The organism is Thermoanaerobacterales bacterium (assembly GCA_030019475.1).
Taxonomy (GTDB): domain Bacteria; phylum Bacillota; class Desulfotomaculia; order Desulfotomaculales; family JASEER01; genus JASEER01.
The window spans coordinates 37,413-50,896 of sequence record JASEER010000004.1 but is presented as its reverse complement, the minus strand read 5'-3'; the positions used below and the strand labels follow the sequence as shown (position 1 = coordinate 50,896).

General features: G+C 65.2%; 12 protein-coding genes. 10 read left to right on the top strand and 2 right to left on the bottom strand.

Going from position 1 to position 13,484, the window contains the following annotated elements:
- The first annotated feature begins 118 nt into the window (after positions 1-118).
- The 8 genes from QMC81_01850 (at position 119) to pyrE (ending at position 9,936) form a co-directional block, all read left to right on the top strand.
- On the top strand, positions 119-1,045 hold the full coding sequence (locus QMC81_01850; GenBank protein ID MDI6906218.1) for an aspartate carbamoyltransferase catalytic subunit: 927 nt from the start codon (positions 119-121) through the stop codon (positions 1,043-1,045).
- The gene (locus QMC81_01845) at positions 1,042-2,328 is read left to right on the top strand and encodes a dihydroorotase (GenBank protein ID MDI6906217.1); all 1,287 of its coding nucleotides are present in this window, start codon (positions 1,042-1,044) and stop codon (positions 2,326-2,328) included. The genes QMC81_01850 and QMC81_01845 overlap by 4 nt, the downstream gene beginning before the upstream one ends.
- Positions 2,329-2,442: 114 nt before the next feature.
- Positions 2,443-3,528, top strand: a complete 1,086-nt coding sequence (gene carA / locus QMC81_01840) for a glutamine-hydrolyzing carbamoyl-phosphate synthase small subunit (protein ID MDI6906216.1) — start codon at positions 2,443-2,445, stop codon at positions 3,526-3,528.
- Complete coding sequence (carB, locus tag QMC81_01835) at positions 3,529-6,744, top strand: carbamoyl-phosphate synthase large subunit (protein ID MDI6906215.1); 3,216 nt, start codon at positions 3,529-3,531, stop codon at positions 6,742-6,744. It abuts the gene before it with no gap.
- Positions 6,745-6,832: 88 nt separating this feature from the next.
- Positions 6,833-7,624 (top strand): dihydroorotate dehydrogenase electron transfer subunit, encoded by a 792-nt coding sequence (locus tag QMC81_01830; GenBank protein MDI6906214.1) that lies wholly within the window; start codon positions 6,833-6,835, stop codon positions 7,622-7,624.
- Complete coding sequence (locus QMC81_01825; GenBank protein ID MDI6906213.1) at positions 7,621-8,529, top strand: dihydroorotate dehydrogenase; 909 nt, start codon at positions 7,621-7,623, stop codon at positions 8,527-8,529. Before QMC81_01830 ends, QMC81_01825 begins: the two co-directional genes overlap by 4 nt.
- Positions 8,530-8,563: 34 nt before the next feature.
- Positions 8,564-9,283, top strand: coding sequence for an orotidine-5'-phosphate decarboxylase (gene pyrF, locus QMC81_01820; GenBank protein ID MDI6906212.1), 720 nt, complete (start codon positions 8,564-8,566; stop codon positions 9,281-9,283).
- A 95-nt stretch (positions 9,284-9,378) separates the two neighbouring features.
- Entirely contained in the window at positions 9,379-9,936 is a 558-nt protein-coding gene (gene pyrE, locus QMC81_01815; GenBank protein ID MDI6906211.1) for an orotate phosphoribosyltransferase, read from the top strand.
- 19 nt (positions 9,937-9,955) lie between these two features.
- Here pyrE and QMC81_01810 read toward each other — a convergent pair whose 3' ends face one another.
- Positions 9,956-10,405, bottom strand: a complete 450-nt coding sequence (locus QMC81_01810; GenBank protein MDI6906210.1) for a hypothetical protein — start codon at positions 10,403-10,405, stop codon at positions 9,956-9,958.
- A gap of 304 nt (positions 10,406-10,709) precedes the next feature.
- On the opposite strand from QMC81_01810, the gene QMC81_01805 reads away from it, so the two are divergent.
- On the top strand, positions 10,710-11,057 hold the full coding sequence (locus tag QMC81_01805; GenBank protein ID MDI6906209.1) for a cupin domain-containing protein: 348 nt from the start codon (positions 10,710-10,712) through the stop codon (positions 11,055-11,057).
- A 1-nt stretch (position 11,058) separates the two neighbouring features.
- Positions 11,059-11,631, top strand: a complete 573-nt coding sequence (locus QMC81_01800; GenBank protein ID MDI6906208.1) for a hypothetical protein — start codon at positions 11,059-11,061, stop codon at positions 11,629-11,631.
- 13 nt (positions 11,632-11,644) lie between these two features.
- Here QMC81_01800 and QMC81_01795 read toward each other — a convergent pair whose 3' ends face one another.
- Entirely contained in the window at positions 11,645-13,384 is a 1,740-nt protein-coding gene (locus QMC81_01795; protein MDI6906207.1) for an NFACT RNA binding domain-containing protein, read from the bottom strand.
- Positions 13,385-13,484 lie beyond the last annotated feature (100 nt).

The window sequence follows — 13,484 nt, the reverse complement described above, 5'->3', positions numbered from 1 at the left end:
CCTTTTAAGCTCGGTCCCGCGAGGCCGGCAAAGGAACGAAGGCGTGACCAAACCGCCGAGTTTTTGCCGGCCTCCGCCCCGGAAGAAGGGGGGAGGTTTTTTGTCAGCCGATAAGCCCCTGTCCTTCAGGCACCTTCTGGGCCTGGAGGGGGTTTCGCGCGAAGAGATCACGCTGATCCTCGACACCGCACGGCCGATGAAGCAGGTCATCACACGGGAGATCAAAAAGGTCCCGCCGCTGCGCGGACGGACCGTGGCCACCGTTTTCTATGAGCCGAGCACCCGTACCCGGGCTTCCTTCGAACTGGCGGCCAAATACCTGAGTGCGGATACGGTGAGCATCTCCGCCGGTTCTTCCAGTGTCACCAAAGGTGAGAGCCTGGCCGACACGGCGCGGACCATCCAGGCGATGGGGGCCGACGCCGTCGTCCTGCGCCATCCTATGAGCGGCGCGGCATCTTACCTGTCGCGTTTTGTGAAGGCCGCCGTTATCAACGCCGGGGACGGGATGCACGAACACCCGAGCCAAGCCCTCCTGGACATGTTTACCATCCGGGAGGCGAAGGGGTCCCTGGATGGCTTGAGGGTGGCCGTTGTCGGCGACATCCTGCACAGCCGCGTCGCACGCTCCAACATCTGGGGCCTGACCACAATGGGGGCTTCGGTTTTCGTCAGCGGACCGCCGACGATGCTCCCCCCGGGCTTGGAGAGGATGGGGGCCACAGTCTGCGTGGACCTTGACGAGTGCCTGGATGGGGCGGACGTGGTAATGGTCCTGAGGCTTCAGACGGAACGCCAGAGGCAGGGACTCCTGCCGTCGCTACGCGAATATGCCGCGCTTTGGGGCGTTAACCGGGATCGACTTGCCCTGGCCAAGCCCGACGCGCTCCTGCTCCACCCCGGACCGATGAACCGCGGCGTGGAGATCACGTCCGAGGTCGCGGACGGACCGCAGTCGGTAATCAGGGAGCAGGTCACCAACGGCGTGGCCGTACGCATGGCTGTATTATACCTGCTGCTGCTTGGAGAGGGGGCCGTGGCATGAGGTTTCTTTTGCGCGGGGGAATAGTGGTCGACCCGGTGAAGGGGACTCTCCGTACGAGTGACGTACTCGTTGCCGACGGCTGTATCGCGGCCGTCGGACCGAACCTGTCATTCGAAGACGGACAGGTGTTCGACATATCCGGGCACCTCGTAAGCCCCGGCCTGATCGATATGCACGTACATTTGAGGGAACCGGGATACGAATACAAGGAAGACATCGCCAGCGGCACGGCCGCGGCCGTCCGCGGCGGGTTTACCTCGGTGGCCTGCATGCCCAATACCGACCCTGTCGCCGACAGCGCCAGCGTTATTACCTTCATCAAGGAGCGCGCCGCGGCTGCCGGGCTGGCTCGGGTTTATCCCGTGGCGGCCGTGACCGCCGGGAGTAAGGGGGAACAGCTGGCGCCCATGGCCGAAACGGCGGCGGCGGGGGCCGTCGCTTTTTCTGACGACGGGCGGCCGGTCAGCGACGGCCACCTGATGCGCAGAGCAATGGAGTACGCGGCCAGGCTGGGGCGCCCGATCATCAGCCACTGCGAGGATCCCGCCCTCGCTGCCGGAGGAGTTATGCATGAGGGGCCGCTGGCGACGGCGCTGGGGCTTCGCGGTATTCCGGGCGCGGCGGAGGAAGTGATGGTCGCCCGGGACCTTATCCTGGCCCAGCTGACCGGTTGCGCGTTGCACGTCGCCCATGTCAGTTCAGCCGGAACCGTCCGGCTGATAAGAGAGGCAAAGGCCCGGGGGGTTCGGGTCACCGCCGAGGCCACACCGCATCACTTTACCCTGACCGACGAGGCTGTGCGGGGCTACGACACCAACGCCAAGGTCAACCCACCCCTGCGCGGCCCGGAGGACGTCGCCGCCGTGCGCGAGGGCCTGGCGGACGGGACGATCGACGTTATAGCCACCGACCACGCCCCGCACGCCGACCACGAAAAGGACGTGGAGTTTGATCGCGCCCCCTTCGGGATCATCGGGTTGGAGACGGCCGTGGGCCTGGTTTTCAGCGAACTCATTGCGAGTGGAATCCTGGATATCCCTGCGGCCGTTGCCAAGATGACCGTCAACCCCGCGCGCATCCTGGGTATCAAGCCCCCTGCCATGGCGCCCGGAGCACGCGCCGACTTGACGGTGATCGACCCGCACCGTACCGAGGTCGTTTGCGCGGAAGCTCTCAGGAGCAAGAGCCGGAATACGCCCTTTCTCGGATACACCCTCAAGGGCCTCCCCGTGATGACGGTGGTCGGAGGAAAGGTCGTAATGCGGGACGGGGATCTGATATGAGCGGGCCGTTGTACGGCCGATGTATATGGTCTGGTACAGCTTTATCGACAGGCAAATGGCAGACTTTGGCGTATGCGGGACACACCCGCGCGCCGGTTACAAGGGGTGGATGACATGCGCAAGGCGGTTTTGGCTCTGGAAGACGGGACGGTCTTCACCGGCGAAGCTTTCGCCGCGCCGGGAGAGACCTGGGGCGAGGTCGTGTTTAACACCGGCATGACGGGTTACGAGGGCGTGCTTACCGACCCATCCTACTGCGGCCAGATTGTAGTGATGACCTACCCCCTCATCGGAAATTACGGTACCAACCGGGAGGACTTTGAGTCGGCGCGCATCTACGCTCGCGGTTTGGTCGTGCGCGAGGCATGCGATGACCCGAGCAACTGGAGGTCCGAGCACTCCCTGCGGGACTTACTGCTGGAACAGGGTATCGTGGCCGTCACCGGCGTTGATACCCGCGCCCTGACACGCCGCCTGCGCCGTTACGGGACGATGCGCGGGATACTCAGCACCCTGGATGTCCCGCCGGAGGAACTCGTCGCCCGGGCCAGAGCCTGCCCCCAGCTCAGCGACCAGGATCTTCTTCAGGAAGTCGCCCACGCCGAGCGTACCGTCGTCCCCGGCACCGGACCCCGGGTGGCTCTGATCAACCTTGGAGCGAAGCTGAATATCGTGCGCTCCCTGTCCCACCATCAATGCGAAATCGTCATCGTTCCCCCGACGGCCACGGCCGAAGAGATCCTGGCTGAAGACCCGGCCGGTGTCGTCATCTCCAACGGCCCCGGGGACCCGGAACGCGCCGTTGGGGTTATCGAGACCGTGCGCGGATTGGTTGGCAAGAAACCCCTTTTCGGTATCTGCCTGGGCCACCAGGTCATCGCCCTTGCGGTTGGAGCGCGGACTTACAAGCTGAAATTCGGGCACCGCGGCGCCAACCACCCGGTACAGGATACCGCCACCGGCCGGGTATACATTACGAGCCACAATCACGGTTTCGCCGTCGACGAGGCCTCCCTTGAGGGGTTGGATCTAGAAGTCTCGCACCGGAACCTGAATGACGGCACCGTGGAAGGGTTGCGGCACCGCCGGCTGCCGATTTTCGCCGTGCAGTACCACCCTGAAGCCTCGCCCGGTCCTCACGATTCCGAATACCTTTTCAAGGAATTCCTGACGGCGATCGCCCGGGAGGAGGAGAAATAGATGCCGGTCCGCAAGGACTTGAAGAAGGTTATGGTCATCGGTTCCGGGCCCATCATCATCGGCCAGGCGGCGGAGTTCGATTACGCGGGCACGCAGGCTTGCCGGGCGCTGCGCGAAGAGGGGTTGGAGGTTGTCCTGATCAACTCCAACCCGGCGACGATTATGACCGACGCCCATATGGCCGACCGCGTTTACATCGAACCCCTGACCCCTGAGTTTGTCACCCGCGTGCTCCGACGGGAGAGGCCCCAGGGGCTGCTGCCGACTCTCGGCGGGCAGACCGGTCTGAACCTGGGGAAGCAGGTCGCCGAGAGCGGTATTCTGGACGAATTCGGGATTGAACTGCTCGGAACCCCGCTGGAGACCATCCGTCGTGCCGAAGACCGCGAGCGGTTCAAAGCGATGATGCAGGGGATCGGGGAGCCGATCCCGGAAAGCGAGATTGTCGAGTCGGTTGAGGATGCTCTGGCCTTCGCCCGCCGGATTGGTTATCCCGTCGTGGTTCGCCCGGCCTATACCCTGGGAGGCACCGGCGGCGGCATTGTGTTCAGCGAGGAAGAACTGGTCGAAACCGCGACCCGTGGCCTTAAAGCCAGCCTGATCCACCAGATCCTGGTTGAACGGTGCGTTATCGGCTGGAAGGAGATCGAATTTGAAGTGATGCGGGACGGGGCTGACAACTGTATCACCATCTGCGGCATGGAAAACATCGACCCGATGGGCGTGCACACCGGGGACAGCATTGTCGTTGCACCCACGCAGACCTTGAGTGACAGGGAGTACCAGATGCTTCGCTCGGCCTCCCTGAAAATCATCCGCGCCCTGGGCGTCGAGGGCGGCTGCAACGTCCAGTTCGCCCTGGACCCCAACAGCTTCCAGTACTACGTCATCGAGGTCAACCCGCGCGTCTCGCGCTCTTCGGCTCTGGCGTCCAAGGCCACCGGCTACCCTATCGCCAAGGTGGCCGCCAAGATCGCGGCGGGCTTACGCCTGGATGAAATCAAGAACGCGGTCACTAGGAAGACGTATGCCTGTTTCGAGCCGGCGATCGACTACGTTGTCGTTAAATTCCCGCGCTGGCCCTTCGATAAGTTCGCACTGGCCAACCGCCGCCTGGGCACGCAGATGAAGTCCACCGGGGAGGTCATGGCCATCGGCCGCACACTGGAGGCGGCCCTTTTGAAGGCCGTGCGCTCCCTGGAAATCGGGGTGCACGGCCTGGAACTGCCCGAAGCGCGCACCCTCAGCGCGGATGAACTGTGCCGGGCACTGGCCGTGCCGGACGACCGGCGGATGTTCCTGGTGGCCGAGGCCTTGCGCAGGGGGATGCCCGTCGAGAAAGTTTCCGGCCTCAGCACCATCGATCCCTTCTTCGTCCGCAAGGTAGCCAACATCGTGGCGGCGGAGGAAAAGGTGCGTGCCGGCGGCCTGGAAGGCCTCAACGCGGAAAACCTGCGCACCGCCAAGCGCCTCGGTCTGTCCGACCGCACCCTGGCCGACCTGACAGGAACCACGGAAGGCGAAATCCGTGCTCTCCGCCACCGCCACGGCATCCACCCGGTTTATAAGATGGTCGATACCTGCGCCGCCGAGTTCGAGGCCGAGACGCCCTACTACTACAGTTCCTACGAGGATGAGGACGAGGTCCACGAGACCGGACGCCGCCGGGTGGTGGTGCTCGGCTCCGGCCCGATCCGCATCGGACAGGGTATCGAGTTCGACTACTGTTCGGTCCACGCGGTCTGGGCCATCCGGGAGGCGGGGCTGGAGGCCGTGATCATCAACTGCAACCCGGAAACGGTCTCCACCGATTTCGACACCGGCGACCGTCTTTACTTCGAGCCCCTTGTAGCCGAAGATGTTATCGAGGTGCTGCACCGCGAGCAACCCGAAGGTGTCGTCGTCCAGTTCGGCGGCCAGACGGCCATTAACCTGGCGCGTGCCGTCGAAGAGGCCGGCTTTAAGATCCTCGGGACGTCGGTGGACGACATCGACGCCGCGGAGGACCGCGAGCGCTTTGACCGCTTGCTCAACGAGCTTGATGTTGCGCGTCCGCCGGGGGGTACCGGTTACTCGGTGGATGAGGCGCAGGCCATTGCGGCCCGCGTCGGCTTCCCGGTGCTGGTTCGCCCGTCGTACGTCCTCGGCGGCCGGGCGATGGAAATCGTCTATAACGAGAAGGATCTCCTGAACTATATGGCCACGGCGGTCAAGGTCACTCCGGAACACCCGGTTCTGGTCGACAAGTACCTTTTCGGAAAGGAACTGGAGGTCGACGCCATTTCCGACGGGGAAACGGTGGTTATTCCCGGCCTGATGGAACACATCGAGCGCGCCGGCGTGCACTCGGGGGACAGCATCGCCGTCTTCCCGCCGCGAGATCTCCCGCGTGAAACCCACGAGCAGATGGTGGAATACACAATACGCCTGGCCCAGGCTTTACACGTGAAAGGGCTCTTAAATATCCAGTACGTCCAGCACAACGGCAACCTCTACGTCCTCGAAGTCAACCCGCGCTCGAGCCGGACCGTGCCCTACCTGAGCAAAATCACGGGGGTTCCGATGGTGTCCCTGGCGACGCGGATCCTTCTGGGCGAACGCCTGGCCGGCATGGACTATCAAAGCGGGCTTCTGTTGAACAAGGGGTTGATCGGGGTTAAGGCGCCCGTCTTCTCTTTCGCCAAACTCCTGGATGTCGATGTCAGCCTGGGGCCCGAGATGAAGTCGACGGGCGAGGTCCTCGGGGTGGCCCCGGACTACGCCGAAGCCCTGTACAAGGCAAGCATCGCCGCCGGCTATGACATCCCGGAGCGGGGGACGGCCCTCGTCACGGTGGCCGACAAGGACAAGGACGAGGCGGTATTCGTGGTGTCCCGGCTCTTAAGTATGGGTTTCGAGGTCCTGGCCACCGAAGGCACGGCGGTCGCCCTCGAGTCGGTGGGAATTGAAGTCAAGCGCGCCCGGAAGCTCCATGAGGGCTCGCCGAATATCGTCGACCTGATCCGCGGCAACAAGATCCACCTGGTTATTAACACCCTGACGCGGGGGAAGGCCCCCGAACGGGACGGCTTTCGCATCCGCCGTGCCGCCGTCGAGATGGGTATCCCCTGCCTGACCTCGCTCGACACGGCGCGGGCGATCATCGAGGTCCTCCAGTCCCGCCGCCAGGGCGAAGACGTAAGTCTCGTGCCTCTGCAGGAGTATGTTAAACACTAGAAGGTTGGTATCCTATGGAGACCAACCGGCTCCGGCAGAGAGGTGTACCCGCTCAAAGCGTTCCAGGGCAACCTGAAAGGGGAGTAGCATGCCGCCCGTATTATGCAAGGCGCCTGTAGTCCAACAGGCGGCGGTGGTGCCGGGGGTGTACCGCCTGGCCTTCACCGCCCCGGAGATCGCCCGTACGGTACAGCCCGGACAGTTCGTCCACCTGAGGGTCGGATCGACCCACGACCCGCTCCTTCGCCGGCCTTTCGGCGTACATGACGTGGACCGGGAGTGCGGTACCGTATCCATCCTCTTCCAGGTCGTGGGGCGCGGGACCGCCATCCTGGCCGAGGTCCGGCCCGGTGGCGTCCTCGATGTCCTGGGACCCCTGGGCCGTGGTTTCACCCTGCCCGCCCCGGCGCTCCCGGTGGCCCTGGTGGCGGGGGGCCTCGGCATCGCTCCTCTGGCCTTTCTCCTCCGCCGCCTGGCAGCCGCGGGGATCAAGGGTTCCCTCTTCCAGGGCGCCCGCACGGCAGGCCTCCTGCTGGGCGCGGAGGAGACCGTTCCGGGATTCAAGCGCCGCCTGGCGACCGACGACGGCACCGCCGGCCACCGGGGCTCGGTGGTCGACCTCTTCACGGCGTCCCTGGTCGCCGGCTACCGCTACGCCTACGTCTATGCCGCCGGGCCATACCCCATGCTGCGCGCCCTGGCGACGCGCATGCGTGAGTACCGCCTCGAGGGGGAGGTCTCCCTCGAAGAGCGGATGGCCTGCGGCCTGGGGGCCTGCCTTTGTTGCAGTACCGGGGTGCAATCCGACTCCGGCACCGGGTATGCCCGGGTATGCGCCGACGGCCCGGTCTTTCCGGTGAGGGAGGTGGCCTGGTCATGAAGGCCGACCTCTCGGTCGAGATCGCCGGGATCCGGATGAAAAACCCGGTGATGACGGCCGCCGGCACTTTCGGAACAGAGTATGCTCCCTTCGTGGACCTGAACCGTCTGGGAGCCCTCGCTCTCAAGACCATCACCCTCGAGGCGCGCGAGGGCAACCCGCCGCCGCGCGTGGCGGAAACCCCTGCCGGGATGCTTAATGCCGTAGGTTTGCAGAACCCCGGCGTGGAACGCTTTGTCGCCGAGATACTACCGCCGCTGGTCGAACTGGATACCCCGCTCATCGTCAGTATCGCCGGGGCGACGGTCGATGAATACGGCCGGCTGGCCGCCCGCCTCGAGACGGCCCGCGGGATCGCCGCCCTGGAGGTTAATATCTCCTGCCCCAACGTGCGCGCCGGTGGGATCGCCTTCGGCACGGTTCCCGAAATGGCCGCGGAGGTGATCCGGACCGTTAGGGCGAACACATCCCGGCCCGTGATCGCCAAACTAAGCCCCAACGTCACCGATATCGCAGCCGTGGCCCTCGCCGTGGCCAAAGCCGGCGCCGACGCTCTGTCCTTGATCAACACCGTCCTGGGAACGGCAATCGACATTCGGACACGGCGGCCCATTCTCGCCAGCGTCTTCGGCGGGCTTTCGGGCCCCGCCGTAAAACCCATCGCCCTCCGGGCGGTCTGGCAGGTCTACAAGGCCGTGCGCCTGCCGATCATCGGTATGGGCGGAATTACCACCGGCGCCGACGCCGTCGAGTTCTTCCTGGCGGGCGCCACCGCGGTGGCCGTGGGAACGGCCAACATCGTCAATCCGAAGGCGACGGTGGACGTTCTGCAGGGGATAGAGGAATACCTGAAGCGCGAAGGAATACCCGACATCCGCCAGCTTATCGGGGCGGGCCACATTTGAACGGATAAATCCGTTGGCTTTCAAGGAGGTTCGTATGCACCCCAAGGACCGGTTGCTGGTGGCCCTTGACGTGGACGGCAGAGACGAGGCCCTTGCTCTCGCAGATTGCCTGCGCGATGTCGTCGGAGGCTTTAAGGTCGGCATGCGCCTGTTCTACCGCCAGGGGCCGGGGATCGTGAGCGAGATCGCCGAGCGATCGCCGTTTGTCTTCCTCGATTTAAAGCTGCACGACATCCCGCAGACCGTCGGACAGGCCGTGCGGGCCCTGGTAGGCCTGGGGGCGGCCATGCTCAACGTACACGCCGGGGGTGGGGCGGCTATGCTTCGCGCCGCGGCCGAAGCCGCGGCGGAAGAGGCAGGAAGGATTGGACGGCCCCGCCCGCTGCTGGTCGCGGTCACCGTCCTGACCAGCCTGGATGATTCCTCGGTCAGGGAACTCGGTTTCGAAACCGGCGCCCGAAACCTTGCCCTCCGTTGGGCCGAACTCGCCATGCACTGCGGCCTGGACGGGGTTGTCGCCTCGGCCTGGGAGGCCTCGGCCATCCGCGTGCTGACCGGACCGCAATTCCGTATCGTTTCCCCCGGCGTCCGTCCGGCCGGTGAAGCCGCCGGGGATCAGCGCCGCGTTGCCACCCCCGCCGCCGCCGTGTCGGCCGGGGCCGACTACCTCGTTATCGGGCGGCCGATCACCGGCGCCCCGGATCCGGTCAACGCCGCCAGGCGGATCGTGGCGGAGATGGGCGGACTGAACTGATGTCAACGCCGGCCTTTCCGGCGGGCGTTCACGGATGAACGGGGAAGGAGAGGACCGATATGCTTACACGCCTATCCGAGGACGATGTCCGGAGAATGCTGGAGGCCAGCGGGGCGCTCCTGAGCGGTCACTTCCTGTTGACTTCGGGGCGGCACAGCGCGCAATACATCCAGTGCGCCCAGGTCCTCAAGCACCCGCGCTATGCCGAGGCCCTCGGCCGCGCCCTGGCCGCCTCGTACGCCGATCACGGGATTGACCTGGTCGTCGGCCCGGCCCTGGGCGGGGTGATCATCGCCCACGAGGTGGCCCGCGCCCTCGATACGCCCTGTCTTTTCGCGGAGCGCGACGCCAACGGGAGAATGGCCCTCCGGCGTGGTTTTACCGTGGAGCGCGGCCAGAGGGTCCTGGTCGTGGAAGACGTGATCACCACCGGCGGCTCGGTGCGGGAGGTGATAGACCTGGTACGCGACGCGGGCGGTGAGGCCGAGGGCGTGGGGGTGATCGTCGACCGCAGCGGCGGGCGGGTCGATTTCGGCGTTCCCCTGACAGCCCTTCTCACCACCAGCATTGCCACCTTCACGCCGGAGGGATGCCCCCTCTGCGCCGCCGGAGGCGTTCCGGTCAAGCCCGGGAGCCGCAAGGTTTCCATGTGAGCGGCGGGCGGTTGTGTCGTCACGGGCCGAGCAACGGGTAACCCAGGCCGGTATAAACCTCGCCTCGCGGGCCGACGGGCATGCTGATGCCCCCGATAACCTTCCCGTCGGTGACCCAGACCGTGACCTGGGCTTCCTGGACACCCTCGGCCGCGCAGCGGGAAATGATCGGGTGCCACCGGACGATGAAGGTGCAATAATGTACCTCCCGGCCTTCGTAGTCCGCCAGCCGGGTGCCGAAATGCTTTTGCTGCAAGTCCCAGGCCGCGACCTGCATGGGGTGCAGTTTCTTGGCCTCAACCTTTTGCACTACGGGGCGCTCCGGCTCCCGTACGACCTCCATCCCGTGCGCGACCAGAAACGCTTTGGCGATAGCAAGACTTCTCTCCTGGCCGAGCGAGCACCCGCAGGCCGATACGCAAAGCAACAGGCCCCCGAGCAACTGTAGCAACCATCCCTGATACCGCAAGTGCCGCGCGCCCCTTTCCGCTCCTTTGTCTTTTCTAATCCTCCTTCGAAGCGGTTTCTGACGCCCGCTCAAATACGCCTGCAATGCCATCGGCGCCGCCGCGTAACCGTCCGTCTCCCCGCGGTTTGACAATAAGGCAAGCCATGGTTACGATAGCACTGCAGGTTGACCTGGGCAGGCCGACGAGCGGCCGGCGGCCGGTGATCCCGGTGTTGTCAAGGATGTCAGGGGCCGCCCGGTGGTGCGTGCCGTCGAGTGTGTTATACCTTCAAAGCAGATGGATTCCAAAAGGGGAGGGAGCAGCTTGTTTGTCGGTCACGAAAAAGAAGTCAAGGGGACGGTCATTGAAGGGCGCGGGATACGCAACGTGGTTAAGAAGGCCCTGATAGGCCCCCGGGAGGGGTGGACCGGGTGGGTGATGCGCACCTTCACTCTGGGTAAAGAAGGTTTTACCCCCCGGCACCGCCATTCCTGGCCGCACATCAACTACGTCTTGGACGGCCGGGGCGTGCTCTTCTTGGACGGCAAGGAACACCAGGTCGAGCGCGGCTCGATCGCCTTCATCCCGGGGAATGCCGAACACCAGTTTATGAATACGGGGGAGAAAGACCTGGTCTTCATCTGCATCGTACCGGAGGAAGGGGACGCGTAAGGTGCGGGGCGGAGTTCCTCTACGGCTGCTTGCCGCCGTCCTCGCGGCCGGCGTGCTGGCCCTAGCCGCGTGCGCTTCGGGCGCTCCGCGGGCTTCTTCCCCGGCGGCGGCTGAGCCCGCGGTGACCGAAGAGCCCGAACAGGGCGGCAGCCTGCGGGGTATCCTCGTCCAGCGCCACGGCCTGACGGTCAACCTGCCCGGGTCTGACGACACCCCCCTCGCTCACCACCTACCGGAACTCCTTTTCCTTGCCTCCCGTGGATTTTGGGGCGAAGCGCAGGAGTGTACCGCGAACGAGCTGCCGGCCGTTGAGAAAACGGCGGCCGATGACGCGCCGACGTCCGGCTGCCGGGTACGGTTTTTCTGCCGGCCCTTTACGCCGGCGGCGGGTCAGAACGCCTGGCCCCACGGCGACGTAATTCTTTACCTTGACCAGGGAACCGCGGAGGATGCCTTCCTCGCCATACAGTCGCCGACGGCTCCGGAGCGGTGGCGCCGCGTCAGGATGGCCGGTTACGGCCCGTGGCTCTGTAAGGAAGTCGAGATGCTTACGCGGACCGCGACCGGTCTGTAGAAAGAGTATCATCCTATGACGGGCGGGCGGGGCGGGCCATAACGGTTCGCTCCTCGCGGTAGATCACGAACCCCGGGCGGGCGCCGCGGGGCTTCTTCACGTGCCGCCGAAGGGTGACGTCCACCGGCACGCTCCCGGCCTGCCGGCTCCGGCTGTAATAGGCGGCCAAAGACGCGGCCGCCTCCAGCGCCTCGGGTGAGACCGCCCGGCCCGCCGTGCGGACGATGACGTGCGCCCCGGGGATGCCCCGGGCATGAAGCCAGAGGTCGTCCTCGCGGGCGACGCGGAAGGTGACGTAGTCGTTCTGCCGGTTGTTCTTGCCGACGAGGATCGTCGTCCCGTCCGGGGCCTTGAAGGTGAGAGGAGCGGGGGCGGCTTCCCGGGCCGGCACCCGTTTTTTCCCTGGGGCGGGCGCCGAAAGGTAGCCCTGCGCCACCAGTTCCTCACGGATATCCCCCAGGTCGGCGCTGTTCTCCGCCTGCATGAGGGCGGTCTCGACCCCCGCCAGATACTCCAGTTCCGCCGACAGTCTTTCTTCCTCAGCGGCCGCGCGCGCCGCGGTGGCCTTTTGCTTCTGAAAGCGGCGGAAATACGCCTGTGCGTTGGCTGCCGGACTCAGCTTGGGGTCAAGCGCGATGGCCACCGGTTTGCCGGTCTCAAACTCGTTGAGGGTGATGGTTTCGGCGTTGGGCGGCACGGCGTGCAGGTTGGCGATCAGGAGATCGCCGTAACGTCGCCATTCTTCAAAACGTGCCGCCGTGGCCAGGTTCTTCCGGCAGTGGGCCAGGCGCTTCTCCACCCGCCGGCGCTCACGGGCGACGATGCTCATGATGGCGCGGCGCAGGCCTTCCAGCCTTTGCCGTTCCCGGTGGTGTGTGTAGAAGCGGTCCAGGATATCGTTCATACCGCCGCTTTCCAGGCTCACCTCGTCCGATAGGTGGGTCAGGGATATTGCCGAGAAGTCATACGGCTCGCCTGCGCGGTCCAGGGCCAGGCAGGGGGACAGGGCGCCGTCCCGGGCGCCGGCGAACACATCGCGCAGCGTTGACCACAGACGGGCGAAGTCGTAGGCGCCGCACTCGCCCACCGTGGTTTCGGCGGCCAATCCCGCCCGGTGGGCAACCTCCCGGGCAGCGACCAGACTCAGTCCCTCGAGGCGTGCCTGTAAAGCGCGGGCAATGCCGCTTTCCAGGGGAAGGGCGAGCAACTCGGCCGTAAGGCCTTCCTCATCCAGCTCCAGGGGGTCGCGCTTGGTGCGGGGCGGGGGGATATACGGAGCACCAGGCAGCACCTCCCGGTGACGGCTTACGGCATGCGTATAGCGACGAATACCGTCCAGAATTCTCCCTGAACCGGGGTCCACGAGCAGGATATTGGAATGCTTTCCCATAAACTCCCCGATCAGCAGGATATTGGCCTCCTGCCCCAAAGCATCGCGCCCTCTTACGACCACTTCGATAACGCGTTCGAACCCCGGCTGCTTGATAGACACCATCCGGCCGCCTTCCAGGTACTTGCGCAGCACGGCGGCAAAAACCGGTAACCGTGGCGGGGAAACCGTGCCGTGCGCGGTCATGTGTACCCGTGCCTCCTCCGGGTGAGCGGAGATCAGCAGGCGGTGGCGTTTGTGCCTGTGCACCGTGAGGACGATATAGTGTTCCGCCGGCTGCTGCACACGTTCGATACGTCCGCCGGTGAGGGCCCCGGCCAGTTCGGCGCGCACGGCGGCGAGCACAAGACCATCAAAAGGCAAAGTCTCATCGCTCCCAGCAATAATTACTACACCAGTATAGCACGCCCGGCCGCCGGGAGAGCAATTGCCGCCGTCCGCCCGGTCTGGCCCCATCGCAGGA

Coding starts and splice junctions, on each gene's coding strand:
- QMC81_01830 (MDI6906214.1), top strand. CDS start 6,833: ATGCCGCCCGTATTATGCAAGGCGCCTGTAGTCCAACAGGCGGCGGTG.
- pyrE (MDI6906211.1), top strand. CDS start 9,379: ATGCTGGAGGCCAGCGGGGCGCTCCTGAGCGGTCACTTCCTGTTGACT.
- QMC81_01825 (MDI6906213.1), top strand. CDS start 7,621: ATGAAGGCCGACCTCTCGGTCGAGATCGCCGGGATCCGGATGAAAAAC.
- carA (MDI6906216.1), top strand. CDS start 2,443: ATGCGCAAGGCGGTTTTGGCTCTGGAAGACGGGACGGTCTTCACCGGC.
- pyrF (MDI6906212.1), top strand. CDS start 8,564: ATGCACCCCAAGGACCGGTTGCTGGTGGCCCTTGACGTGGACGGCAGA.
- carB (MDI6906215.1), top strand. CDS start 3,529: ATGCCGGTCCGCAAGGACTTGAAGAAGGTTATGGTCATCGGTTCCGGG.
- QMC81_01845 (MDI6906217.1), top strand. CDS start 1,042: ATGAGGTTTCTTTTGCGCGGGGGAATAGTGGTCGACCCGGTGAAGGGG.